Annotated in this window: 22 protein-coding genes; 8 read left to right on the top strand and 14 right to left on the bottom strand. The window is 55.1% G+C overall.

Annotated features, from left to right (window positions below; all coding sequences use genetic code 11):
* Positions 1–112: 112 nt before the first annotated feature.
* Complete coding sequence (gene trhO / locus AC13CN_RS10410) at positions 113–1,072, bottom strand: oxygen-dependent tRNA uridine(34) hydroxylase TrhO (RefSeq protein ID WP_483053138.1); 960 nt, start codon at positions 1,070–1,072, stop codon at positions 113–115.
* Positions 1,073–1,297: 225 nt separating this feature from the next.
* Here trhO and AC13CN_RS10405 point away from each other — a divergent pair, with 225 nt between their 5' ends.
* Positions 1,298–1,987 (top strand): pirin family protein, encoded by a 690-nt coding sequence (locus AC13CN_RS10405; RefSeq protein WP_483053137.1) that lies wholly within the window; start codon positions 1,298–1,300, stop codon positions 1,985–1,987.
* A gap of 53 nt (positions 1,988–2,040) precedes the next feature.
* Here AC13CN_RS10405 and serA read toward each other — a convergent pair whose 3' ends face one another.
* The gene (gene serA / locus AC13CN_RS10400) at positions 2,041–3,285 is read right to left on the bottom strand and encodes a phosphoglycerate dehydrogenase (RefSeq protein ID WP_172416663.1); all 1,245 of its coding nucleotides are present in this window, start codon (positions 3,283–3,285) and stop codon (positions 2,041–2,043) included.
* 277 nt (positions 3,286–3,562) lie between these two features.
* On the opposite strand from serA, the gene AC13CN_RS10395 reads away from it, so the two are divergent.
* The 5 genes from AC13CN_RS10395 to AC13CN_RS10375 all read left to right on the top strand — a co-directional run bounded on the left by AC13CN_RS10395 (position 3,563) and on the right by AC13CN_RS10375 (position 8,150).
* Positions 3,563–3,838: an exodeoxyribonuclease VII small subunit gene (locus AC13CN_RS10395; RefSeq protein WP_054644899.1), complete on the top strand. Its 276-nt coding sequence runs from the start codon at positions 3,563–3,565 to the stop codon at positions 3,836–3,838.
* Entirely contained in the window at positions 3,832–4,725 is an 894-nt protein-coding gene (gene ispA / locus AC13CN_RS10390) for a (2E,6E)-farnesyl diphosphate synthase (protein ID WP_483053136.1), read from the top strand. The genes AC13CN_RS10395 and ispA overlap by 7 nt, the downstream gene beginning before the upstream one ends.
* A gap of 3 nt (positions 4,726–4,728) precedes the next feature.
* The gene (gene dxs / locus AC13CN_RS10385) at positions 4,729–6,669 is read left to right on the top strand and encodes a 1-deoxy-D-xylulose-5-phosphate synthase (protein ID WP_172416664.1); all 1,941 of its coding nucleotides are present in this window, start codon (positions 4,729–4,731) and stop codon (positions 6,667–6,669) included.
* A 28-nt stretch (positions 6,670–6,697) separates the two neighbouring features.
* Entirely contained in the window at positions 6,698–7,459 is a 762-nt protein-coding gene (gene djlA / locus AC13CN_RS10380; RefSeq protein ID WP_483053135.1) for a co-chaperone DjlA, read from the top strand.
* Between the two features lie 64 nt (positions 7,460–7,523).
* A complete protein-coding gene (locus AC13CN_RS10375) occupies positions 7,524–8,150 on the top strand; it encodes a glutathione S-transferase family protein (RefSeq protein ID WP_483053134.1) in 627 nt (208 codons plus the stop codon).
* Here the strand turns inward: AC13CN_RS10375 and AC13CN_RS10370 are convergent, their stop codons facing one another.
* From AC13CN_RS10370 to urtA, 12 genes are all read right to left on the bottom strand, one after another.
* A complete protein-coding gene (locus AC13CN_RS10370; protein WP_228168785.1) occupies positions 8,151–8,540 on the bottom strand; it encodes a hypothetical protein in 390 nt (129 codons plus the stop codon). It lies immediately after the preceding gene.
* Positions 8,541–8,709: 169 nt separating this feature from the next.
* On the bottom strand, positions 8,710–9,624 hold the full coding sequence (locus tag AC13CN_RS10365; protein WP_228168784.1) for a zinc-binding dehydrogenase: 915 nt from the start codon (positions 9,622–9,624) through the stop codon (positions 8,710–8,712).
* Positions 9,554–9,886, bottom strand: coding sequence for an alcohol dehydrogenase catalytic domain-containing protein (locus AC13CN_RS10360; protein ID WP_232059471.1), 333 nt, complete (start codon positions 9,884–9,886; stop codon positions 9,554–9,556). Before AC13CN_RS10360 ends, AC13CN_RS10365 begins: the two co-directional genes overlap by 71 nt.
* A gap of 230 nt (positions 9,887–10,116) precedes the next feature.
* The gene (locus AC13CN_RS10355; RefSeq protein ID WP_172416667.1) at positions 10,117–10,449 is read right to left on the bottom strand and encodes an FmdB family zinc ribbon protein; all 333 of its coding nucleotides are present in this window, start codon (positions 10,447–10,449) and stop codon (positions 10,117–10,119) included.
* A gap of 90 nt (positions 10,450–10,539) precedes the next feature.
* The gene (fmdA, locus tag AC13CN_RS10350; RefSeq protein WP_058579782.1) at positions 10,540–11,769 is read right to left on the bottom strand and encodes a formamidase; all 1,230 of its coding nucleotides are present in this window, start codon (positions 11,767–11,769) and stop codon (positions 10,540–10,542) included.
* A gap of 137 nt (positions 11,770–11,906) precedes the next feature.
* Positions 11,907–12,956 carry an AAA family ATPase gene (locus tag AC13CN_RS10345; RefSeq protein WP_058579781.1) on the bottom strand — a complete coding sequence of 350 codons (1,050 nt, stop codon included), beginning with the start codon at positions 12,954–12,956 and terminating at the stop codon, positions 11,907–11,909.
* A gap of 29 nt (positions 12,957–12,985) precedes the next feature.
* Positions 12,986–14,041 carry an aliphatic amidase gene (locus tag AC13CN_RS10340; protein ID WP_172416668.1) on the bottom strand — a complete coding sequence of 352 codons (1,056 nt, stop codon included), beginning with the start codon at positions 14,039–14,041 and terminating at the stop codon, positions 12,986–12,988.
* A 57-nt stretch (positions 14,042–14,098) separates the two neighbouring features.
* Positions 14,099–14,788, bottom strand: a complete 690-nt coding sequence (urtE, locus tag AC13CN_RS10335) for an urea ABC transporter ATP-binding subunit UrtE (RefSeq protein WP_058579779.1) — start codon at positions 14,786–14,788, stop codon at positions 14,099–14,101.
* A 15-nt stretch (positions 14,789–14,803) separates the two neighbouring features.
* Complete coding sequence (urtD, locus tag AC13CN_RS10330) at positions 14,804–15,550, bottom strand: urea ABC transporter ATP-binding protein UrtD (protein WP_058579778.1); 747 nt, start codon at positions 15,548–15,550, stop codon at positions 14,804–14,806.
* Positions 15,547–16,722, bottom strand: a complete 1,176-nt coding sequence (gene urtC, locus AC13CN_RS10325; protein ID WP_058579777.1) for an urea ABC transporter permease subunit UrtC — start codon at positions 16,720–16,722, stop codon at positions 15,547–15,549. The genes urtD and urtC overlap by 4 nt, the downstream gene beginning before the upstream one ends.
* A gap of 13 nt (positions 16,723–16,735) precedes the next feature.
* The gene (gene urtB / locus AC13CN_RS10320) at positions 16,736–17,656 is read right to left on the bottom strand and encodes an urea ABC transporter permease subunit UrtB (RefSeq protein WP_058579776.1); all 921 of its coding nucleotides are present in this window, start codon (positions 17,654–17,656) and stop codon (positions 16,736–16,738) included.
* An 85-nt stretch (positions 17,657–17,741) separates the two neighbouring features.
* Positions 17,742–18,992 carry an urea ABC transporter substrate-binding protein gene (gene urtA / locus AC13CN_RS10315; RefSeq protein ID WP_228168781.1) on the bottom strand — a complete coding sequence of 417 codons (1,251 nt, stop codon included), beginning with the start codon at positions 18,990–18,992 and terminating at the stop codon, positions 17,742–17,744.
* A 265-nt stretch (positions 18,993–19,257) separates the two neighbouring features.
* Here urtA and AC13CN_RS10310 point away from each other — a divergent pair, with 265 nt between their 5' ends.
* Both AC13CN_RS10310 and AC13CN_RS10305 read left to right on the top strand, forming a co-directional pair.
* A complete protein-coding gene (locus tag AC13CN_RS10310) occupies positions 19,258–22,671 on the top strand; it encodes an ATP-binding protein (RefSeq protein WP_213262653.1) in 3,414 nt (1,137 codons plus the stop codon).
* Positions 22,668–23,576: a response regulator transcription factor gene (locus tag AC13CN_RS10305; RefSeq protein ID WP_172416670.1), complete on the top strand. Its 909-nt coding sequence runs from the start codon at positions 22,668–22,670 to the stop codon at positions 23,574–23,576. The genes AC13CN_RS10310 and AC13CN_RS10305 overlap by 4 nt, the downstream gene beginning before the upstream one ends.
* Positions 23,577–23,600 lie beyond the last annotated feature (24 nt).

The raw sequence follows: 23,600 nt of genomic DNA, 5'->3' as shown, positions 1-23,600 counted from the left end.
TGTCGCGTTTACGGAAACAAATTCCACCAATGGCTAGCAGCGTGTACTAGCGATGCGCGCGCTTTTCGATAAACGCATCGATGCCTTCTGCCACATCGTCGGCCACTGATGATTACGCTTTCTCGCGAGTGCCTTGGCGATGGTTATAGCCCAGCGGATGAGGCTCACCACGGGCTTTGGCCAGCTCAATCTGGCGCTGACGCTCGCGGGCGGCGGCGCGGGTTTTCTCAGGCAGTGAGTCGATACAGTGCGGGCAGCTGATGCCGGGCTCGTAGGCCGACGACTGCATATCTTCCTGAGAGATCGGCATGCGGCAGGCGTGGCACTGCTCGTACTCGCCCTCGGTGAGATCATGGCGCACAGTGACCCGGTTATCGAACACGAAGCACTCGCCGCGCCACAGCGACTGCTCTTCCGGCACCTTTTCCAGGTAATTGAGCACGCCGCCTTTCAGGTGGTAGACCTCTTCGAAGCCCTCTTTCAGCATAAAGCTGGAGGCTTTCTCGCAGCGGATACCGCCTGTGCAGAACATGGCGACCTTTTTATGCTGCTCCGGGTTGTAGTGCTGGCGCACGTACTCGGGAAACTCGCGAAACGTGGTGGTCTTGGGGTCGACCGCGCCTTCGAAGCTGCCAATCGCGACTTCGTAGTCGTTACGGGTATCGATCACCAGCACTTCCGGGTCGGAGATCACGTCGTTCCAGTTTTCCGGCTCAACGTAAGTGCCCACGGTGTCGTTGGGGTCGATGCCCGGCACGCCCAGCGTGACGATCTCCTTTTTCAGTTTGACCTTGGTGCGGTAGAACGGCAGCTCGTCGCAGAACGACTCTTTATGGTCGATATCACTTAAACGTGGGTCGGCGGTGAGCCATGCTAGCAACGCATCGATGCCTTCGCGGCTACCGGCCACGGTGCCGTTGATGCCCTCTTTGGCGAGCAACAGCGTGCCTTTCACGCCGTTATCGACCATGGTTTGGCGCAGCGGCTCGCGCAGTGCTTCAAAGTCGTTCAGGGTGACAAATTTATACAGCGCTGCCACCACAACGGGCGGTGTTGGGGTCGGGGTCGTCATGGAGTGCTCCTGGTAGTCGCCCTCGCAAAGGGCGGACCGGGTCAATAAAGGCGCGCATGATAACAAAAAGCCCGCCGTGGGTGCATCTCGGCGTGTTTGACTCAGATCAACGACACCGCCAATCGTCGATTATTTCGACAACATCATTGAGAAAGCTTCACCCCACGTCACACGCACTCGGTCGTATAGTAGGCGCCAACATAACTCAGTGATGGGGTGCTTTTCATGCAGATTCGTCGTTCCAACGAGCGGGGCTACGCAGACCACGGCTGGCTGCGCTCTTACCACACCTTTTCGTTCGCCAATTACATGGACCCCAACCACATGGGCTTCCGCGCGCTGCGGGTGATCAACGAAGACCGCGTGGCCCCCGGCCACGGCTTTGGCGCCCACCCCCACCGGGATATGGAAATTATCTCCTACGTGCTTGATGGCGAGATGGAGCACAAGGACAACATGGGCAATGGCGAAGTGATGCGCCCTGGCGACGTACAGCGCATGTCCGCAGGCACGGGCGTACTGCACAGCGAGTTCAACCACTCTCAAGAAAACGGGCTGCACTTTCTGCAGATCTGGATCGAACCGGCCCAGCGTGGCATCCAGCCCAGCTACGAGCAGAAGCACTTCCCCACTGCCGAGCGGCAGGGCCAGTGGCGCTTGGTGCTCTCCTCAGATGGTCGCGATGGCTCAGTGAGCGTGAATCAGGATGTCAACCTGTACGCCAGCCTGCTAAGCGCCGGGGACCACCTCACGACACCGCCCTCACGCTACGCATGGCTGCATGTGGTGAAGGGGGCCGTTGAAGTGAACGGAGAAACTCTGCGCACCGGTGACGCGGCGGCCTTCACCCCCAGCGAGGACGTTGCGCTGGCGTGCACCGAGGCCAGCGAAGTACTGCTGTTCGACCTGGCCTGATAGGCAAAACGGCCCTTTCGGGCCGTTTTGTGACGCTGCGCGGGTCGGTAATATCAGCTATTCTGCGCCGAATAGAGCACGCGAATCTTCAGCGTGTGCTCTACTTGCTTCAGCGCTTCCAGCGCCTGCGGGCCGTAGGCTTTATCGACATCAATCACCACGTAACCGACCTTATCGTTGGTCTGCAGATACTGGCCAGAAATGTTGATGCCGTTTTCTGACAGCACGCGGTTGATCTGGGAAAGCACGCCGGGCACGTTGTCGTGAATATGCAGCAAACGGTGCTTGTCCGGGTGTGCGGGCAGTGCCACTTCGGGGAAGTTGACCGACGTGACCGTGGTGCCGTTGTCCGAATAAGTGATCAGCTTCTCGGAGACCTCGATACCGATGTTCTCCTGGGCTTCCAGGGTAGAACCACCGATATGCGGCGTCAGAATCACGTTATCCAGGCCGCGCAGCGGGCTTTGGAACTCTTCATCGTTGCCTTTCGGCTCAACCGGGAAGACGTCGATGGCCGCCCCATTGAGTTTTCCTGCTTTAATGGCATCCGCCAGCGGCTCGATTTCCACCACGCTGCCACGGGCGGCGTTGATCAGAATCGCGCCATCCTTCATGGCGGCGATCTCTTTCGCGCCAATCATCCAGCGGGTAGAGGGCAGGTCCGGCACGTGCAGGCTGACCACGTCCGAACGACCCAGCAACTCCTCCAGGCTGGCGACCTGGCTGGCATTACCCATACCCAGCTTAGTGATCACATCGTAGTAAATCACGTTGAAGCCGAGCGATTCCGCCAAGACGGAGAGCTGTGCGCCGATACTGCCGTAACCCACGATACCGAGGGTTTTACCGCGAGCTTCGTGGGAGTTTTTCGCCGACTTCAGCCAGCCGCCCTGGTGCGCGCGAGCATTCTTCTCGGGAATACCGCGCAGCAGCATAATGGCTTCTGCCAGTACCAGCTCCGCCACTGAGCGGGTGTTGGAGTAAGGCGCATTAAATACCGCGATACCGCGCTTGAGCGCCGCATCCAGGTCAACTTGGTTGGTACCGATACAGAAACAGCCAACGCTTACTAACTTCTCGGCCGCCTCAAACACGCGCTCGGTTAGCTGAGTGCGGGAACGGATGCCGATAAAGTGAACATCACGAATCTTCTCGATCAGCGACTCTTCATCCAGCGAAGTCGGCAGATGCTCGATGTTCTCGTAACCTGCGTTGTGAAAATTGTCCACCGCGCTTTGGTGGACGCCCTCGAGTAGCAGGATCTTGATCTTGCTCTTTTCCAGGGACGTTTTGGCCATGGCTGAATCAACCTCTATGGTCGGCGGCATGCGCCGTGTATCGGTTCACGGGAGGCCCGTATGGTAGCACAGCCGCTTGCGCTCCCGGTGTCTTGGCGTGATGAAAAGTGTGCGCTTTCAAGATGAACAGAGTGCAAGTCGAACAATCAACCCATAGGGAGGGCAGACGCCACCCCCTCGCCTCGGTGTATACTGTGCGTTTATTTAACAGCATCCGCAGCCACACTCGTCGCCCTTGCTGATACCAGGGCGCCCGGAAAACGGTAGGCATTGCCCAATGAGCGACACCACACCCCCACAAGATTTTGCCGCAACGGTTGCCCAGCTAGAGACCATTGTGGAACGCCTGGAGTCCGGCGAACTCTCATTGGAAGATGCGCTGACCGCTTTTGAGCAGGGCGTTCGACTGACCCGCGATGCCCAGCAGCGACTCGATAGCGCTGAGCTAAAAGTACGGGCACTGAGCGAAGACCCCGACGGTAAACTGGCAGTTGCCCCGTTCGCAGGTGCCCCGGATGCTGGCAACGACAGCGAGGAGACGCCGCCATGGTGACCGCCCACGCCTCCCGACTAGCCACGCTGCGCCATGCCAGCAGCACCCGAGTAGATGCCACGCTAGCCGCGCTGTTCGATGCACGCCCAGCGGTAGATGAGCGTTTAGAAGCGGCCATGCGCCACGGGCTTTTGGTCGGCGGCAAACGTTTACGCCCGCTGTTGGTCTATTTAGCGGGTCAAGCCCTTGGGGCAAGTGACGACGCCCTGGATGCTCCCGCGGCGGCCATCGAGCTGATTCACGCCTACTCGCTGATTCACGACGACCTGCCCGCCATGGATGATGACGACCTGCGCCGCGGCCAGCCCACGGTGCATAAAGCCTTTGATGAGGCGACGGCTATTTTAGCGGGCGATGCCTTACAAGCCCTGGCGTTTGAAGTGCTGGCCAGCTGCCCGCACCCGCGCTTGGGCCAGCTAGTCACCACGCTGGCGGTCGCCTCTGGCCGCGACGGTATGGTGGCAGGCCAAGCGCTGGATTTAGCCGCCGTGGGCGGCCACCCGGACGCCGAAGCGATGGCGCATATGCACGCCCATAAAACCGGCGCGCTGATCGTGGCGGCCGTACGTTTGGGCGGTCTGGTCGCGGTGGAAGAGGACGACCCGCGCCTAGCAGCGCTAATTCGCTACGCCCGCGCCATTGGCCTAGCCTTCCAGATTCATGACGACATCCTGGATGTGACGGGTGACACCGCCACGCTGGGCAAAATTTCCGGCGCTGACGCCGCCCGTGCCAAGCCCACTTACCCAAGCTTACTGGGGCTGGCGGGGGCGCAGCGCAAAGCGAACACGCTTATTGACGAGGCCATTGCCGCCCTCGCCCCGTTAGGCGAGCAGGCCGCACCCCTGGCCGATCTTGCCCACTATATGATCGAGCGCGACCACTAACACATGCCTATGAAGCTGTTCGACGAGATACCCCGCGAGCGCCCGGCGACGCCACTGCTCGACTCTTTTGATCATCCCGCCGCGCTGCGGGCCATGAATGCTAAACAGCTCGCCCAGCTAGCGGATGAGCTGCGCGCCTACCTGCTCTACAGCGTTGGCGTGACGGGTGGCCACTTTGGCGCAGGCCTGGGCGTTGTTGAGCTCAGCGTCGCGCTGCACCACGCCTTTCACACGCCGAAAGACCGCTTGGTGTGGGACGTGGGTCATCAAGCCTACCCGCATAAAATCCTCACCGGGCGGCGCGATGCCATGCTCAGCATTCGCCAGCACGGCGGCTTGGCGGCGTTTCCCCGCCGGGCAGAGTCCGAATACGACACCTTTGGCGTTGGCCACTCCAGCACTTCCATCTCTGCGGCGCTAGGCATGGCCCTGGCCGCGCAAGCACAAAACGACCCGCGCAAGGTCTGCGCCATCATTGGCGACGGTGCGCTCACCGCAGGGATGGCGTTTGAAGCGCTGGCCCACGCAGGCCACGTGAATGCCAATATGCTGGTAGTGCTGAACGACAATGAGATGTCGATTTCTGAAAATGTCGGCGGCATTGCCACGTATTTAGCACGGGTGCTCTCCAGCCAGCCCTACCTCAAAATGCGCGAAGAGGGCAAAAAGGTGCTATCCCACCTGCCCGGCGCCCTGGAGCTTGCCAAGCGTACCGAAGAGCACATGAAGGGCATGGTCAGTCCCGCCACCCTGTTTGAGGAGATGGGTTTCCACTACGTTGGTCCCATCGACGGCCACGACTTAGAGGCGCTGACTCAAACGCTGCGTAACCTGCGCGACCAGAAAGGCCCGCAGTTCCTGCATATCAAAACGGTCAAAGGGAAAGGCTTCCTGCCCGCCGAAGCCGACCAGATTGGCTATCACGCGATTACTAAGCTGGAAAAAACCACCACGACCGTGAGCACCTCGCTGGTGAGCAAACCGGCCAGCCCCAGCGCGCCGAAGAACGCCCCCAAGAAAAAGTATTGCAACGTGTTCGGCGACTGGCTGTGCGATATGGCCGCCGCCGATCCACGCCTCATGGGCATTACCCCCGCCATGGGCGAAGGCTCGGATTTGATTCGCTTCTCGCAAACCTATCCCGAGCGTTACTTCGACGTGGCCATCGCCGAGCAGCACGCGGTCACGCTAGCCGCCGGTATGGCCTGCGAAGGCATGAAGCCAGTGGTGGCGATCTACTCCACTTTCTTGCAGCGTGGCTACGACCAGTTGATCCACGACGTGGCCGTGCAGGACCTGGATGTCACCTTCGCCATCGACCGGGCAGGCCTAGTGGGCGAAGACGGCCCCACCCACCACGGCAGCATGGATCTTTCGTTCCTGCGCTGCGTGCCGGGCATGGTGATTCTGGCGCCTGCCGATGAAGCCGAATGCCGCGCCATGCTCAGCGCCGCCTACTACCATTCTGGCCCGGCTGCCGTACGCTACCCCCGTGGCACCGGCCCTGGGGCCGTCATTCCAGAGCACCTAGAGCCGCTGGCGATTGGCGAGGCCCAGGTGCGTCGCGAGAGCACCAGCGACGGCGTACGCATCGCGCTGCTGGCGTTTGGCAGCGTCAATAGCGCCGCCGCCGAAGTGGCTGAGAAGCTCAACGCCACCCATATCAACATGCGCTCGGTGAAACCACTGGACCGCGATGCTGTGCTCCACGCGGCGGACGAGCATGAACTGCTGGTCACCCTGGAAGAGAACGTCATTGCGGGTGGTGCGGGTAGCGCGGTGAACGAGCTGCTCAACGCGGAAGGCGTTCAGGTGGAAGTGCTGAACTTAGGCTTGCCGGACGCCTTTGTGGAACACGGCACCCCCGCCGAGCTATTGCGCGACTGCGGACTGGATGCTGCCGGCATCGAAGCAGCCATTCGTTCGCGCCTGCCGTCGCCTTGAGCTTACTGACTAACTTGTTGAGACCGTTATGCTTTTTTTGATGATTCTGTTTGGTTTGATTGGCCTTGCCAGTGGCGGCCCCGTGGGCCTGCTGGTGGGAGCGGGTCTGGGCTGGTGGTTGGCACGCCAGCTGGGGCGCCGCTTGAATGCCGCCCGCACGCGTTTGCAGGAAGGTTTCCTGGAGTCGATCTTTTCGGTGATGGGCTGCCTTTGCCAGGCCGATGGCAAGGTCACTCCAGGTGAGCTGGGCGTGGCCGAAAAGCTGTTCGATCAGATGCGCCTTCAGGGCGAGCACCGCGTCAAAGCTCGCGCCGCCTTCGAACGGGGCCGTGCCGACGACTTCGACCTGGAGGCCGAGCTGGCCAAGGTCAACCGCCTCACCCAGCGCCAGCCGGTACTGCGCCAAGTGTTTTTACAGGTTCAGTTGAGCGCGATTGCCGCCGATGGCGTGCTGCACCCCGCCGAGCATGAGATGATTCTACGCGTTGCCCGCGGCGTTGGCTGTAGCGACGCCGAAGTTCAGCAGATCGAAGCCATGCTGCACGGTGCGGCGGCCAATTCTCAAGGCGCCAGCGAAGAAGCCTTAAAAGATGCTTACCGCGTTCTTGGGGTATCAGAAGACGCCAGCGACGCCGAGATCAAGAAAGCGTATCGTCGCCTGATGAGCCAAAACCATCCGGACAAGCTGGCGGGCAAGGGGCTTCCGGAGAGCATGCGCGAGGTGGCGCAGGCCCGCACCAGCGAGATTGGCAATGCCTACGAGCGCATCCGCGCGGCGCGGGGCCAGTAGCTCGTGACAGGGTTCCAGGGAGTCGCTACAGTGAAAACTTCACGGTACTGCCTGGAGCCGCCAAATGATCACGCTATACAGCTTTCCCAATTCCCGCTCGCTACGCGCTGCTTGGACGCTTGAAGAGCTGGGCCTAGAGTACCAGTGCCACCACGTAGCGCTGGATAAAGGCGAGGGGCAAAGTGCCGAGCATCTTGCTCGCCACCCGGATGGCAAGGTGCCGGTGCTGGAAGATGGCGAGCTAATGCTGTTTGAGTCTGCGCCTATCTGCCGTTATCTCGCCGAGCAGTATGGCGCTGGGCAACTGCTGCCTCAAAGCGTTGCCGAGCGCGCCCAGGTCGACCAGTGGCTTAGTTTCATCGTTACCGAGATCGAGCAGCCACTGTGGCTGCAAGCCAAGCACAAATTCGCCCTGCCTCAAGATAAGCGCGTGCCTTCAGTGCTACCCACCGCCGCTTGGGAATTCCAGAGAGCCCTGCTCGCGCTCGAGCGCCGCTATCGTGGCCAGGAAAATCTAGTGGGTGATACCTTCACGTTGGCGGATCTGTTCTTAACGCACACGCTCACTTGGGCCACAAGCATGAAACATCGCTTGCCGGAGCCGCTGGTGGCCTATCGCGCCCGCCACGCCAATCGCCCAGCGCTTGCCCGCGCCGCCGAAAAAGAGCAGGCGGCAGCGCAAGCGACCTGATTACACCGCGTTAGGCGAAGGCAGCCGGAGTGTTTCCTGCGCTTTACTCCCTTCGGCACGGGCGGCTCCCCAGGCACTTTCCAGCCCGCCAGGGAAGCCGCTTCGCTGGCTGTAATCCGGAGTGACACTGCCCTGGTAGGCATGGCGCTGGCTTAGCGCTTTGGCGCAGCTATAATCCACTACCGTCAGCACGCCCACCGCAAGTGCTAAATAGAGGTTCTCTTTATGCGATGGGTGGCGCTTTAACGCAAAGGTGAGCGCGGCAAAATCCAGCACATCTCCGCCAACTCGGCTCCAAATCGCGTTGGTCGGGTTATCCGACAGCGCGCCGATGCCGCTGAGGATTTCCCGCGCACCGCTGGCGCGTATCTTATTTTCACGATGAGGCATACCTAACACGCGGCTCAACCCCGACGCGGGGCCACTAGCTGATACAACCCCATCCCCAAGCTTAGCCAACCCAAGCCTCTAGCTAATTTATCCGCTGGTGACATTGAGCGTGTTGGCGAGTGGGAATGGCGTTTCATCGATGTTTTCATACTCTCCTCCCTGTGCAGTATTACGGCTTCAGAATGACTTTGACGCAGCCATCCTGCTTATCCCGAAAGGTTTGGTACATCTCACGCCCCTGGGCTAAATCCACCGAGTGGGTAATCACAAACGAAGGGTCGATCTGGCCCTCGTCAATGCGCCTCAACAGATCATCCGTCCAGCGTTTGACATGGGTTTGCCCGGTGCGCACGGTCAATCCTTTGTTCATCAGCGCCGCCCCCATAGGGATTTTATCAACCAGCCCGCCATACACCCCGGGGATCGACAAAATACCCGCCGGACGGCAGACATATATCATCTCGCGCAGCACATGAGCACGGTCGGTTTCCAGCCACATGGCCTGTTTTACCCGGTCATACACCGAGTCCAGCGAACGCGTGGCGTGGGCTTCCAGCCCCACCGCATCGATACACTTTTCTGGCCCCTTACCGTGGGTCAGCTCCTGCAGCCTGCCCAGTACGCTTTCGTGGGCAAAGTTAATAGTGATCGCGCCACCGGCAGCGGCCATTGAGAGCCGCTCGGGTACGTTATCAATCACCACTACCTGCTTGGCGCCCAGCAGCACCGCGCTACGCACGCAGAACTGACCAACCGGGCCTGCGCCCCAGATCACCACGGTATCGGTGGGTTGAATGTCGCACTGCGCGGCGGCCTGCCAACCGGTTTGGAAAATATCCCCTAGAAACAGCACTTGCTCATCGGTGAGCGTATCGGGCACTTTAATATGCGTGGTGTCGGCAAAAGGCACGCGCACAAACTCGGCCTGGCCGCCCGTATAGCCGCCGGTAAGTTGAGAGTAGCCAAACAGCCCGGCACCGCCATGGCCAAAGACTTTATCCGCCAGGGATTTATTACGGTTGGAGCGCTCGCTCGCAAACCGAGTAGTTGCCGCGCTGGCACTGCTCGCATTCGCCGCAAGCAATGGTGAAGGGCACCACCACTCGATCGCCTACTTTGAGATTTTTCGTCTCACTACCCACTTCCATCACTTCGCCTATAAACTCATGGCCTAGGACATCGCCACAGGACATACCGGGGATATAGTGATCGTAAAGGTGCAGATCAGAGCCGCAGATGGCGCAGCTACTGGCATTGATAATGGCATCGCGGGGGTGTTCGATCGCGGGGTCGGGCACGGTATCGTAACGAACATCGTTCTTACCGTGCCAGCAAAGTGCTTTCATGGCTGCTTCTCCTTACATGGTTGCGCATAGCGTCCTGCCATGTATCACCATAGCTCAGACACACGGCACCCAAAGTTAAGAAAAGCTTTTTTACGGGTGTTCGACGACAATCACGCCCTAATCAGGCAACTTAAGTTAACAACGGATAACAATCGCTACCTACCTAGCCTTTGCGCTCAATATCCACGTTGCTGGCCTGGGCGAAGAGCCTAGTAGAAGTGACTTAGGCCTTAATGACTAATCATCCATGGGCGTGCTGAGGGGAACATCTTATTACCTTCTGCAGTATAAAATACCTGGGGTTTTTGACGTTCTCGATGACAGCATCCGTTCTCGTGCTCACTATGCTGGTTCCCATGCCTGGGTTCGTGTGCGGCTTTTTCATTGCGCGCAAGGGCATTGCGTTTTGAGGCATCCATCATTAAAAGCTGAGGGGCAACCATCAGCACTCTAGGGGATAGCGTTCCGCACGTTGGGCAAGCGTGAGAATCACCCGACTCTCGTAGGGGAACAAGCTCATGGAATAAGCCATGGGAAGCACACTTATAATCATAAAGAGGCATACCACTTTCTCCTTAATAGTTTCTGTTTTAAACAGGCAGCGATGTTAAGACGTCGCCGCCTATCTCAATGCTATTAACGCTTGGAAGTCTCTATTTATCTTTTGAGAGTGGTAAGTCAGCCCCCTGAGCGACTTGGGCACCGGGCCCATGCGCATTCGGTTTCACATCAATATCAAAAATATCCGTTGGCAGCCAAAGCGTTGCGCAAGCATTGGGAATATCGACGACGCCGCTAATATGCCCTTGCACTGGCGCGCACCCTAGCAATGAGTAGGCTTGAGCACCGGTATACCCAAACTTTTTGAGATACTCAATAGCATTGAGAACGGCCTGGCGATAAGCCACATGCACATCCAAATAGTGCTGCTTGCCCTGCTCGTCTACCGATACCCCTTCAAAAATTAGATAATCATCGTATTTAGGCGTGATAGGACTCGGTTTGAAAATAGGGTTCTTGATGGCGTACTTCTCCATGCCGCCTTTGATCAGGTTAACCCGCAAGTGAATCCAACCGGCCATCTCAATGGCACCACAAAAAGTGATTTCCCCATCACCTTGGCTGAAATGTAAATCGCCTACCGATAGTCCGCCATCTTTGACATAGACGGGGAAATAAATTGTTGATCCCCTTGATAAGTCTTTGATATCACAGTTACCACCATGTTCACGCGGAGGAACTGTTCGAGCGCCTTCAGCGGCAGCCTGCTGCTTGGCGGTACCTGTCAACTTCCCCATATGGGCTGTGTCGGCATAGGGCAGTGCCGCTAACTGGGGGATACGATCAGGCTCGGTATCATAGAGCTCTTTTTCTCGCCTATTCCATTCATCCAACATCTCTTTTGAAGGCAGGCAGCCAATTAAGCCGGGATGGATCAGACCGGCAAACTCGACACCGGGAATATGCCGGGATTTGGTGAACATGCCATTGAAGTCCCAAATCGACTTTTGTGCCTCTGGGAAGTGCTCGGTTAGGAAACCACCGCCATTCTGCTTGGAAAAGAAACCATTGAACCCCCACTGGCTCTCTTCAAAGGCGCCAATATCGAGAATATCCACCACCAGTAGATCACCGGGTTCAGCACCTTCAACACCCACCGGGCCTGATAAAAAGTGGACTTGGGTTAGATCCACATCGCGAACATCGTCGGCACTGTCATTGTTGTGGATTTGCCCACCGGTCCAGTCATGACACTCAATAATAAAGTCATCGCCAGGCTTCACCATGCTGGCCATAGGTATATCGGGATGCCAGCGGTTATGAACCTGCTCGTTCTCGTAAGGCGACTGATTAAGGTCAATTTTAATAATTGTTTCAGCCATGACACATACCTCTTTTACGTAACATCGAATAGTGGTTATAGAGAAACCCGTTTTCCCTGTACCACTATGTAAAATCGTTACTCAGGCAGCCATAAGCTAATGCACCACGGGCACTACGTTATATGACGTATAAAAATCTATGGAGTGGTGATCGGCAAAACGCTAAGAGTATGCTTTTCGTTGATGCTGGCTTGGTATAACTGCTTATCCGGATGCCTCAACAGAGCGCTAGCCAGCGCTGGCTCTAGCGTCACGCGCAACCTTCGAGCTAAATCGCGAGCGCCAAATTGTGGGTCGCGTTTTTCGCACAACCAGTTTCGTGCATCGTCGGTTAGGTGCAGCGTGATTTGCTGTTTAGCTAGGCGTTTATCAAGTTTCGCTAGCTCGATATCCAGCAGGGACGACCACCAGTTCTCATCCAGCTTCTCGAAAGGCAATATGCGGTCTATACGATTGAGAAACTCAGGGTCGAAATGACGCTTTAGCGCCTGCTGTTGTACCCAAGATTCTTTACTTGGCTGTAACCTTAGCCAACGCCGCCAACCCTGCTCAAAGCGTTGACGATAGGCCACCACGTCATTAGCACCGATATTGCTGGTCATAAAAATAAGTGTGTTACGAAAGTCGATCTTCCGTGTGCCGCCCGATAGTACTAACTGGCCACTGTCCATGACGTTAAGCAGGCTACGCACTACCTCCTTCGAGGCTTTTTCCAACTCATCGAATAGCACGATACCGGGTTTACTGTAACTGCCTTGAATAGCATCAATATCAAACAGGGTATGACCCTCTTTGCTCCCTACATAACCCGGGGGGGCACCCGTCAATGCCGCCGCATAGTGCTCTTGAGCCAGTGTGTTCATATCGATACGGCACAGCGCATCTGCGCGACCAGCAATAGCCTCAGCCAGCAGTCGTACCGTCTCGGTCTTGCCCACCCCCGTGGGGCCAAGGAAAAGATTAACGGCTAATGGGCGTTCCTCGGCACCGATATCAGCCTTGACCACGTACAACATTGCTTCCATGGCATCTAGTACTTCTTCCTGGCCGACAATACGTTCACGCAATCGCTGCATTACCCTTGCAGGGTCAAAACGGAAGCGTGAAGGCCTCTCCTTGGCCTTCTCTACGTGTTCTAGACCAGCGATTGCACGACTCTCCTCCAGACGATCATTAATAAAGGGCATTTGTTACTCCCCCTGGGCCTTGAGGCCTTTCAGTGTGAATCGTGCCCTGCGCCACGCTCCTTGCCTTCAACGGGTAATTCACCCACCGGGCATTCGGCAACGCCAATCGTTTTGCGCGTTAGCGCCTCGACGTTTTCCTGCGCCTTCTGGGCATCCATCACCCAGGTGCGATAGAAATCAAAAGGACAATCGGCGATACCCTTGTCACCATCCCCTGATGCATGAACACCTGAATAGCCTCGGTGCAACAGCTTGAACAGATGGTTTTGCGATTGGTCATTGGCACGGGCATCACGAATCTGGCTGATCGATAGCTGAGCAAACTGGATGCCCATGTCTTCCTCGCCACACTCGCCGAGAGTACGACCGTCGAAGCCGATGATCGCTGAGTGGCCAAAATAGGAATAAACCCCGTCAAAACCGCTGGCGTTCGCCACCGCCACATAACAGTTGTTGGCCCAGGCCATGGACTTAGACATCAACACCTGCTGCTCTTTGGCAGGGTACATATAGCCCTGGCAACGCACGATCAGCTCGGCTCCCTTCATGGCGCAGTCGCGCCAGATTTCAGGGTAGTTACCGTCATCACAGATGATTAGGCTAAGTTTCATACCCTTCGGGCCTTCCGTAACGTAGGTGGTATCTCCTGGGTACCAACCTTCGATGGGACACCAAGGAATGCACTTGCGATAACGTTGCACGATTTCACCTTGGTTATCGATCAATATCAGTGTGTTGTACGGTGCCTTATGAGGGTGATCTTCATGTCGCTCTCCGGTAAGAGAAAACACGCCCCAAGTATTCGCCTCGCGACAGGCTGCTGAAAAAATTGCCGTCTCATCCCCTGGGATAGTTGCGGCAGTGGCCATCATTTCCTCGTTGTCGTACATGATGCCCATCGTGCTGTACTCGGGAAATACGACGAGATCCATTCCAGGCAAACCGACTTTCATACCCTTGATCATTTCAGCGATGTTGCGAGCGTTCTCTAAAACTTCCTCACGATTGTGTAAGCGAGGCATTTTGTAGTTGACCACAGCTACACCGACGGTATCGGCACTGCTGGAAATATCGCCATGACGCATAAAGTTCACTCCTTTGCTTGTTGAATACTGATAAAAACGATTGATTAAAAAGCAAAATCAAACCGACAGATAACTGGCAATCTTGGCTTGATCGGCGGTGGCACGGGGTTCTTCGTGAATAAGCTCGCCCCGCTCAATGACCGTGAGCCGATCGGCAATCTCCATGGTGAAACTGAGCACTTGCTCGGATACCAGAATGGCAATCTTTTTCATCTCGCGAATCTCATTAAGCGTCCGCGCAATCTCTTTGATGATTGAGGGCTGAATACCTTCGGTAGGCTCATCAAGCAGCAATACCTTGGGCTCGGTAACCAATGCCCGGGCGATGGCAAGTTGCTGCTGCTGACCGCCAGAGAGGTTACCCCCCTTGCGGTTGCGCATATCCAGCAATACCGGGAATAGATCAAATATCTCTCGGGGCACTTTGCGACTTTTTGCGGTCTCGAGCCCAGATTCGATGTTCTCCATCACGGTGAGGTTGGGAAAAATCATGCGCCCCTGGGGAACATAGGCTAAACCTGCGGCGACACGCTTATGGGCGGGCAGGCCAATCAGCTCTTGACCCTCCAAACAAATGCTGCCCTCCCCGCTTGGCAGCACCCCCATCAAGGCTTTAAATAGTGTTGTCTTGCCCATGCCATTACGGCCCATGACAGCTAAGGTTTCATCCTGATTCATGGCAAGATTGATACCGTGAATCACTTCGCTCTGGCCATAGCTAACGCGTAAATCGTTGACTTCAAGCATGTGGATAGCCTCCTTTTAGTGGCCCAAGTAAACATCAATGACGCGCTTATCCTGCTTGACTGACTGCATGTCGCCCTCGGCCAGAATCTTGCCTTGATGCAGCACCGTCACTTTGCCGCCCAGAGAGGCGACAAACTCCATATCATGCTCAATCACGATGACTGAACGCCCTTGGGAAATCTTACGCAAAAGCTTCGCCGTTGCTTCGCGTTCGCTTACGCTCATTCCCGCTACCGGCTCATCCAGCATTAATAGCTTTGGGTCTTGAATGAGCAGCATGCCAATCTCCAGCCACTGCTTTTGGCCATGGCTAAGCAATCCCGCCAGATCATCAAGACGCGTTTCTAACTGGATCTCTTCGGCCACTTCATGGATACGCTGGAGCACTTCCTCGTCACGCTTGAACGCCAAGGCGCCAAAGACGCTTCGACCCCGCGGGTAAGAAGCTTCGAGGTTGTCAAAGACACTCAATTCCTCGTAGATAGAAGGAGTCTGAAACTTACGACCTACGCCCTCCCAGACAATGCGATGCTCATGCATTCGGGTAAGCTCTTTTCCCCTGAACTTGATCGACCCTTCACTGGCGCGGGTTTTGCCGCAAATCATATCCAGCAGCGTGGTTTTACCTGCGCCGTTAGGGCCAATAATCACTCTTAACTCACTCTCATCCATATAAAAATTCAGATCTTCTATGGCTTTGAAACCATCAAAAGAGACCGTTAGATTTTCGATGGCGAGCATAAAATTGGTGTTAGAACTCATGGCCTTTTCTCCTGCAGCGCCTCTGGCGATGGCGCTTGAAATCCATCGCCTGAATCAGACGGGTGAGCCTTTCTTTCGCCGAGCCAGGGTTCAAAAAAGGCGCGCAGGTGTTGACCAAAGCGGCCGTAAATACTGGCCAATCCGTAGGGCAGCACTAACACCACCAGGATAAAAACGGCACCAATCAAGAACTGCCAAAGCTGTGGGTAGGCCTCGGCGAACATGGTTTTGGCAAAACTGACCAATAGCGCGCCGTAAACGCCTCCTACTAGTGATAGGCGCCCACCTACTGCGGCAAAAATCACAAACTCGATGGAGGGCACAATGCCGATGAAGGAGGGCGACATAAAGCCCACCTGCAGGGTGAACATCGCGCCACCGATACCGGAAATAAACGCGGCAAGGCAAAAGATGAACACTTTAAAGTTGGCCACGTCGTAGCCGGAAAAGCGCACCCGCTCCTCCTTGTCACGTAAGGCGGTCAGAATACGGCCGTATTTGCAGTTGAGTACCCAGCGGCCAACCAGCAGGCAACCGATTAGCAAAATAGCATTTAGGTAATACAGCAGGTAGCGGGCGCTATCATCGCGAATATCCCACCCCATCAAGGTTCGCAGATCGGTGATTCCATTAATACCACCGGTATAGCCCTGCTGGCCGACAATCAGGATAGTCAGCACTACCGCAAGGGCCTGGGTGATAATGGCAAAGTAAACGCCACTGACACGCCGTTTGAACATGGCGAAACCAATCAAAAAGGCAAAAGCCGCAGGCAGCACCAACACAGCAATGATGGTAAACGTCAGACTATTGAAAGGAACCCAGAACCACGGCAATTCAGTAATACGGTTCCAGTCCATAAAGTCGGGTATGCCCGGCGTAGTCTGGATGCTGGTGCTTTCCGGGTCAGAGGCTTCAATCTTCAAAAACATTGCCATGGCATAGCCACCGATACCGAAGAAAATACCCTGTCCCAGGCTTAGAATTCCACCATACCCCCAGCAAAGCACTAGGCCGAGTGCCACAAAAGCATAGGTCAGGTAACGTCCTGCCAAGTTAAGGCGGTAGATATCAAACACAAGCGGCATAACCACCATCAGGACGACCGCCAGTAGCAGAATGCTGCCTAAGCCTGCGTGACGATCCTGAAAGAAATGGAAAAGTTTGTTCATTAGATGGGACTCCTTAGCGGCGAACCTTGCTAGCCACAAGCCCTTCAGGGCGCAACAGCAGAATGCCAATCACCGTCAGCAGCGTGAGTACTTTGGCCATGGAGGAGCCCAGAAAGAATTCCATAAGTGACTGGGCCTGAGCGATAGAGAAGGCCGACGCGATCGTGCCCACCAGACTTCCCGCGCCTCCAAACACCACCACCAGGAAGGTATCAACGATATACAGCGAACCGCTGGTTGGGCCGGTGGAAGAAATGGTGGTAAAGGCAGCGCCAGCAATACCGGCAATACCGCAGCCCAGCGCAAAGGTGACACGGTCAACACGCTTGGTATTAATACCCACCGCACCGCTCATATCCCGGTTGGCCGTGGTGCAGCGCACTCGCAGCCCCCAGCGTGAGCGGAAGAGGAACCACCACACGCCTACTGTTACCAGCAGGGTAAGTACCAGGATGGCGATACCGTTGAGTGGAATATCAATCATCATGGTGGGCCGGTAAGAGCCACGTAGCCAGTCCGGCACTAGTACGCTCACCTCTCGGGCCCCAAAAGCAGACCGAAACCCTTGCTGCATAATCAAGGCCAAGCCCCAGGTGGCTAGCAAAGTATCCAGGGGGCGATGATAAAGATGCCTTATGAGTGCTATCTCGACGACATAGCCAACCAAAAAAGCGCTACCAAAGGCGATGGGGATAGCGAAGAAAAGATAGTAATCAGTCATCCCTGGCAAGGCACCCAGAGTGATAGAACACAGGTAAGTGGCGTAAGCGCCGATGACCATAAACTCACCGTGCGCCATATTGATCACGCGCATCTGGCCATAGATGATGGCCAGACCTAGGGCCATCAGTAGCAAAACACTAAAAAAGCTCACGCCAGCAAAGCCTTGCATGGCAAAAATTGCTAATAGCTCTTGAGTACTAAATCCACTCATGGCTGCCTCCCCCGTTATAAAAATCAATATCCGGCAACATCATCGACATCACAGCGGCTTTCACCGCCGTGATGTGAAGCGAAGCTTATTGATAACCTTCTGGGAAGGGGTTGGGTTCGACCAGGTCAGACTCCCACACGACGGTGGCTTGACCATCTTCGTTCCAACGACCTATGCGCGTTTTGCTCCACAGGTGGCGGTTCGGGTGCACCTTTACGTAGCCTTCCGGCGCTGTCGTCAATTCAATATCGGCCATGGCAGCAGAAACAGCGTCTACGTCAAAGCTGCCCGCTTTCTCGACCCCTGCCTTCCATAGCCAAGGCCCCAGATAGGCGGCTTGTGAAACGTCTCCGATAACGCTGTCTTCACCCCAGCGCTCCTTGAACGCTTCCACAAAGTCAGCGTTATTTTCGTTATCTAGGCTCTGAAAATATTTCATGGAGGAGTAGAAGCCTTCGACGTTCTCACCACCAATACCGAGCACTTCATCCTCAGTGACCGAAATGGTCAGCAACGTTTGGTTGTCCGCATTAATGCCTGCGGCATTAAGCTGGCGAAACCAAGCAACGTTACTTCCACCGACTACTGCTGCGAAAATGACGTCCGGCTTGCGAAGGCGAATGCGGTTGATGTTGGAGCCGAAGGAGGTGTGGCCTAACGGGGCGTAATCTTCACCCAGCACTTCCCCGCCAAGCACTTCTTCGATATGAATACGGGCAATTTTCATTGAGGTACGCGGCCAGATGTAATCCGAACCAATCAGATAGAATGTTCGCGCTCCTTGTTCATTCCATGCCCAGTTGATGCCTGCCAGTATCTGCTGGGTGGCCTCCTGGCCGGTATAAATCACATTAGGTGACTCTTCTAGCCCTTCGTAAAAAGTGGGGTAATAGAGCAGACCATTCTCACGCTCGAGCACCGGTAGCATTGCCTTGCGCGAAGCCGATGTCCAAGCACCGAAGATGGCGGGCACATTATCCTGAGTGAGCAACTTCCGCGTTCTATCAGCGAAAGTCGGCCAATCGCTAGCGCCATCTTCAATAATTGGCACAATTTGACGGCCCAAAACACCGCCCTGTGCGTTGATCTGCTCAATAGCCAGCTGCTCAGCTTCAACCGAGCCGGTCTCGCTAATCGCCATGGTGCCTGTCAGTGAGTGAAGGATACCCACATGAACCGTATCGTCAGTCACCGCAAGACCAGTGGTATTAACCTCTTCAGTGGGTGGTGCACTTAACGCCTTGGACGATAGGCTAAGCGCGAGTGGTAGCGCTACGATGCCGGTCAGTAAAGAGCGCCGCAAGTGCGAAAACGTTGTGTGTTTCTTCATCATCATGGTGAGCCCCCTGTCAGAGAAAGAACCTTATTGATTCCTCACGAACGAGTATGGGGAGCGTTTATTGAAGCCACCATGCGGGGAATACACCAGACCACTACGTCATTTACCCCATACCTAGCCACTAACCAACCATTTAAACTCATCAACACGTCCATGGCATGGAATTTGCATGATTCTTTTCAATTTTGAGCGTTAAGAGACTAAGAGAAGAGAGCATCCCATCCTACTGGCCGATAATGATTGGCCAACACAAAGGCCCGCCATGACGACCACAAAACAACGCATATTCCCGGTGAGACGCAACTACAACAAATGGGTGGCTAACCAAACGCTAGAAGATTTTGCGCTACGTTTTACCGCTAAGTCTGCCCGGCGCTGGAGCGCTAAACGTGTTGCCCTAACGGCTCTAGGAACGATTTCGTTTCTGGCTCTGGAAGCGATTGGCGGGGTAATCACCCTCAACTACGGCATCGTCAATGCTATTGCCGCCATCGCCGCCGTCACTGTCGTGATATTCCTGCTCGGCATTCCGATCAGCTACCATGCGGCCCGTTATGGGGTGGATATCGACCTACTCACTCGCGGCGCTGGGTTTGGGTATCTGGGGTCGACGCTGACGTCGCTCATCTACGCGACATTCACTTTCATCTTTTTTGCATTAGAAGCCGCCATCATGGCGATGGCACTAGAAGTGCTGTTCAACGTTCCGCTCACCCTGGGGTATGTCATCAGCTCTCTGGTGGTGATCCCCATCGTCACCCATGGTTTTACTTACATTAGTCGTTTCCAGGTTTGGACTCAGCCACTCTGGATTATTCTGCAGCTGACTCCCTTTATTTTTATCCTATTTCAGGATCCCGACTCTCTCCCACGCTGGTTGGCATTCGACAACACCATTGTAGGCCCTCAAGGGTTCGATCTATTACTGTTCGGAGCGGCGACCACGGTGATGTTTTCACTGGTTGCCCAAATTGGCGAGCAAGTCGACTACTTACGCTTTATTCCCGAAGCACAGCCGGGTAAACGCCTGCGTTGGTGGACCGCAGTGCTCGCCGGTGGCCCAGGCTGGATCATCATTGGTGCTCTAAAAGCATTGGCAGGCTCGTTGCTGGCGGTACTCGCACTCCACCACGGCTTGGCCACAGAGCTAGCTCAAGAGCCGATGCATATGTACTTGGTAGGATTTAGTCATGTCACCACGCATCCTGCCACTTTGATGGCACTGGCAGGTATTTTCGTTGTACTTTCCCAACTTAAGATTAATGTCACCAATGCCTATGCGGGCTCCATCGCTTGGTCCAATTTCTTCTCACGCCTTACCCATAGCCACCCAGGGCGCGTGGTCTGGCTACTATTTAATGTCATGATCGCACTGGTACTCATGGAGATCGGCATTTACCGTGCGTTTGAAGTCATTTTAGCCAACTACGCGATGGTGGCCATGGCCTGGATAGGAGCGCTAGTAGCCGATCTAGTCATCAACAAACCATTAGGGCTTAGCCCACGCCATATCGAATTCAAGCGCGCTTATCTTTATGACATCAATCCTGTAGGGTTTGGCGCAATGCTCTTGGCAACAGCCGTTGCACTCGCCGCCAGGGCAGGGCTCTGGGGCGACACGGCAGCAGCACTGGCTTCCTTTTTGGCTTTGTTGACCGCGTTCATCTGCGCTCCCACCATCGCTTGGTTGACCAAGGGGCGCTATTACATCGCTCGCCCCCCAGAACCCCAGATGGTCCTCCAAGGCCAAGCCTGTATCATTTGCGAGCACCATTTCGATAGTGAAGATATGGCCTTTTGCCCTGCTTATAATGCCCCTATCTGTTCACTCTGCTGTTCTCTGGACGCTCGCTGCAACGATGCATGCAAGCAGCACGCTACCTTTCAGGAGCAATTAATGGACTGGTTGGGCACACTGCTCCCTAATCGTATACTCAAGCATTTCAACTCTCGAATGGGCCATTTCGCTAGTCTATTGATGCTAGTCACTCTGGTGATTGCGGGGTTCTTGATTCTAGTTTTTTATCAGCTTCCCACCCTTTCTATGGAGGTGGAAGCCTTGATGGCGACCACACTGGCTAAAATATTTGCCATTTTTGTGATTGTCAGCGGCGTAGTAGCTTGGCTCTTTGTGCTGGCCAGCGAAAGCCGCGTCGTCGCTCACGAAGAATCTCATCGCCAAACACGCATGCTGCTGGAAGAAATCGATGCCCATGAGAAGACCGATCGGGAACTACAAAAAGCCAAAGAGCTAGCTGAAGCAGCCAATCAGGCCAAAAGCCGCTATCTAACCAGTTTGAGCCATGAACTTCGCTCTCCGCTCAATGCCGCTTTTGGCTATGCCCAATTACTGGAACACGATGACACTATTCCCCCAGAACGGCGCAAAGCGGTCGCCATCATACGCCGCAGCACGGAACACCTGTCTGACTTGATCGAAGGGCTATTGGAAATCTCCAAAATTGAAGCGGGTAGACTGGAACTGTATCGCAACCAGGTCAGAGTCAGCGCGCTGATTGATGAAATTGTCGCAATGTTTCGCCTCCAAGCTCAAGAAAAGGGCATCGACTTTACCTTTACCAGCGAAGGCCGCATTCCTGAATGGGTCATCACCGACGAAAAACGCCTGCGCCAAATACTCATCAACTTGCTTTCCAACGCCATCAAATTTACTAACCATGGCCAGGTGTCGCTGAACTTCCGCTACCGCAATCAAGTGGCGGAATTCACTATTCACGATACTGGTGTAGGTATAGAAGAGGAGGATATTCAGCGTATTTTCAAACCCTTTGAACGGGTGCGCAAACCCGGCGTTCCCATCGCCAACGGCACCGGGTTAGGCCTGACAATTACCAAACTGTTGACCGACATCATGGGGGGGGATCTCCAGGTAGTTAGCACGCCGGGAAGCGGAAGTGAATTTCGGCTTTCGGTAATGCTTTCAAGCATCGAGCCCTTGGAGCTTGTTCGGTCACCCAGTCAAATCGTTAAAGGGTATAAAGGTGAGCGCCGAACTCTATTGGTAATTGATGATGACCCCTCTCACAGGGGCTTGATTAGCGACATGCTGACACCGCTTGGCTTCACCCTGTTGGAAGCACCCGATGGAATCACCAGCTTGCCACTGGCCAATCACTCCCAACCCGACCTGATACTGCTGGATATCGCTATGCCGCATACCGACGGATGGCAAACCGCACGACTGCTCCGCCAACAAGGGTTTCAGGGGCCTATTGTGATGCTCTCCGCTAACGCACGGGAGAGCCAATTGAACGCACTTGGAGAAGGGCTACACAACGACTACTTGATCAAGCCATTCAAGCAAGGCGCCTTACTCGATACCCTAGCGCGGCAGCTACAGCTGCAATGGCAGCATCAAGCTAACACCTTGAGCTCGGCAGCTACTGTATTGGACAGACCAGCGACGTTTTCGCTGACTGACTCAATGTCGGGTTCAACAACGGTTTCAACGACAATGCCTACTCATATAGAGGCCTCCCTGCGTGAGGAAATGCTGGCGCTGGCCGACATCGGTCATTTAAGTGGTTTACGTAGCTGCTTAAGCACTGCCCAAGTCGACGGACGTATTAGCCCTTCATTGTCGGAGGAATTAGAAAGTGCTTTAGATCGTTTTAACTTTCACCAAATCTCACATTTGTTGAAGAAATCGCTATGACAACAATTGAGCGCAAGGATGTAGTGTTAGTAGTAGATGACTCCGCCGATTCCCTAGGCATGATCCACCAAGCCTTAGAGCAGTCAGGACTGACAGCATTAGTGGCGATGGGCGGAGAGCAGGCAATCTCCATTGCCGAAAAAATGACCCCGGATTTAATTCTGATGGATGCCTTAATGCCAGCAATGGATGGTTTCGAGGCGTGTCGTGCGTTGAAGTTACACCCCGCCTTAGCCAACGTTCCCGTCATATTTATGACCGGGCTCACCGATACTGAAGACGTGGTGCGTGGGCTTGAAGCGGGTGGCGTGGACTATATGACCAAACCTATTCGGCCAAAGGAGTTGGTGGCGCGCATTCGCGTGCATCTCAACAATGCCCGCCTGGCCCAAAGCACTCAGACAGCCCTGGATAAGCTGGGGCAAGCCTCTTTCGCAACAGATAGACAAGGTAGATGGCTATGGGGTACGCCCCAAGCAGAAGAGTGGATCAACATTACTGAAGAAAATTTGGCCAAACCACACGAAGAGCTTGCCGAGCACATCCGACGCTGGCTAAACCGACTACCGCGAAGCGGCGATCAGTTAGCCCTGCCGCTGCCTCATAACGCCTTAAGATTGAGATATTTGGGTGAATCAGTTACCAATGAGCACTTATTCCGCTTGTTACATCAAGAAGGAGATAGCGAAAGCCTGCTATTACAAAAGCAGCTGCGGCTTACAAAGCGTGAATCACAAGTGCTGCTCTGGATCGCCCAAGGCAAAACAAATCGTGAAATAGGCCAAATCCTCGAACTCAGCCCGCGCACGGTCAATAAACATTTAGAGCAAATCTTTCGCAAACTAGGGGTGGAAAACCGCACCTCTGCCGCCGCGATGGTATTCCAATGTTTAATTAACATTTAACAAAAGCTTAATTCAACACTCTCA

The sequence above is a fragment of the Vreelandella sp. L-25 genome, from assembly GCF_056857535.1.
This window is presented reverse-complemented; position numbering and strand designations above follow the sequence as displayed.

What these genes read in the sequence shown, in the direction of transcription:
- trhO (WP_483053138.1), bottom strand. Translation starts at nt 1,072, where the DNA reads ATGACGACCCCGACCCCAACACCGCCCGTTGTGGTGGCAGCGCTGTAT.
- AC13CN_RS10405 (WP_483053137.1), top strand. Translation starts at nt 1,298, where the DNA reads ATGCAGATTCGTCGTTCCAACGAGCGGGGCTACGCAGACCACGGCTGG.
- serA (WP_172416663.1), bottom strand. Translation starts at nt 3,285, where the DNA reads ATGGCCAAAACGTCCCTGGAAAAGAGCAAGATCAAGATCCTGCTACTC.
- AC13CN_RS10395 (WP_054644899.1), top strand. Translation starts at nt 3,563, where the DNA reads ATGAGCGACACCACACCCCCACAAGATTTTGCCGCAACGGTTGCCCAG.
- ispA (WP_483053136.1), top strand. Translation starts at nt 3,832, where the DNA reads ATGGTGACCGCCCACGCCTCCCGACTAGCCACGCTGCGCCATGCCAGC.
- dxs (WP_172416664.1), top strand. Translation starts at nt 4,729, where the DNA reads ATGCCTATGAAGCTGTTCGACGAGATACCCCGCGAGCGCCCGGCGACG.
- djlA (WP_483053135.1), top strand. Translation starts at nt 6,698, where the DNA reads ATGCTTTTTTTGATGATTCTGTTTGGTTTGATTGGCCTTGCCAGTGGC.
- AC13CN_RS10375 (WP_483053134.1), top strand. Translation starts at nt 7,524, where the DNA reads ATGATCACGCTATACAGCTTTCCCAATTCCCGCTCGCTACGCGCTGCT.
- AC13CN_RS10370 (WP_228168785.1), bottom strand. Translation starts at nt 8,540, where the DNA reads ATGCCTCATCGTGAAAATAAGATACGCGCCAGCGGTGCGCGGGAAATC.
- AC13CN_RS10360 (WP_232059471.1), bottom strand. Translation starts at nt 9,886, where the DNA reads ATGAAAGCACTTTGCTGGCACGGTAAGAACGATGTTCGTTACGATACC.
- AC13CN_RS10355 (WP_172416667.1), bottom strand. Translation starts at nt 10,449, where the DNA reads ATGCCTCTTTATGATTATAAGTGTGCTTCCCATGGCTTATTCCATGAG.
- fmdA (WP_058579782.1), bottom strand. Translation starts at nt 11,769, where the DNA reads ATGGCTGAAACAATTATTAAAATTGACCTTAATCAGTCGCCTTACGAG.
- AC13CN_RS10345 (WP_058579781.1), bottom strand. Translation starts at nt 12,956, where the DNA reads ATGCCCTTTATTAATGATCGTCTGGAGGAGAGTCGTGCAATCGCTGGT.
- AC13CN_RS10340 (WP_172416668.1), bottom strand. Translation starts at nt 14,041, where the DNA reads ATGCGTCATGGCGATATTTCCAGCAGTGCCGATACCGTCGGTGTAGCT.
- urtE (WP_058579779.1), bottom strand. Translation starts at nt 14,788, where the DNA reads ATGCTTGAAGTCAACGATTTACGCGTTAGCTATGGCCAGAGCGAAGTG.
- urtD (WP_058579778.1), bottom strand. Translation starts at nt 15,550, where the DNA reads ATGAGTTCTAACACCAATTTTATGCTCGCCATCGAAAATCTAACGGTC.
- urtC (WP_058579777.1), bottom strand. Translation starts at nt 16,722, where the DNA reads ATGAACAAACTTTTCCATTTCTTTCAGGATCGTCACGCAGGCTTAGGC.
- urtB (WP_058579776.1), bottom strand. Translation starts at nt 17,656, where the DNA reads ATGAGTGGATTTAGTACTCAAGAGCTATTAGCAATTTTTGCCATGCAA.
- urtA (WP_228168781.1), bottom strand. Translation starts at nt 18,992, where the DNA reads ATGATGATGAAGAAACACACAACGTTTTCGCACTTGCGGCGCTCTTTA.
- AC13CN_RS10310 (WP_213262653.1), top strand. Translation starts at nt 19,258, where the DNA reads ATGACGACCACAAAACAACGCATATTCCCGGTGAGACGCAACTACAAC.
- AC13CN_RS10305 (WP_172416670.1), top strand. Translation starts at nt 22,668, where the DNA reads ATGACAACAATTGAGCGCAAGGATGTAGTGTTAGTAGTAGATGACTCC.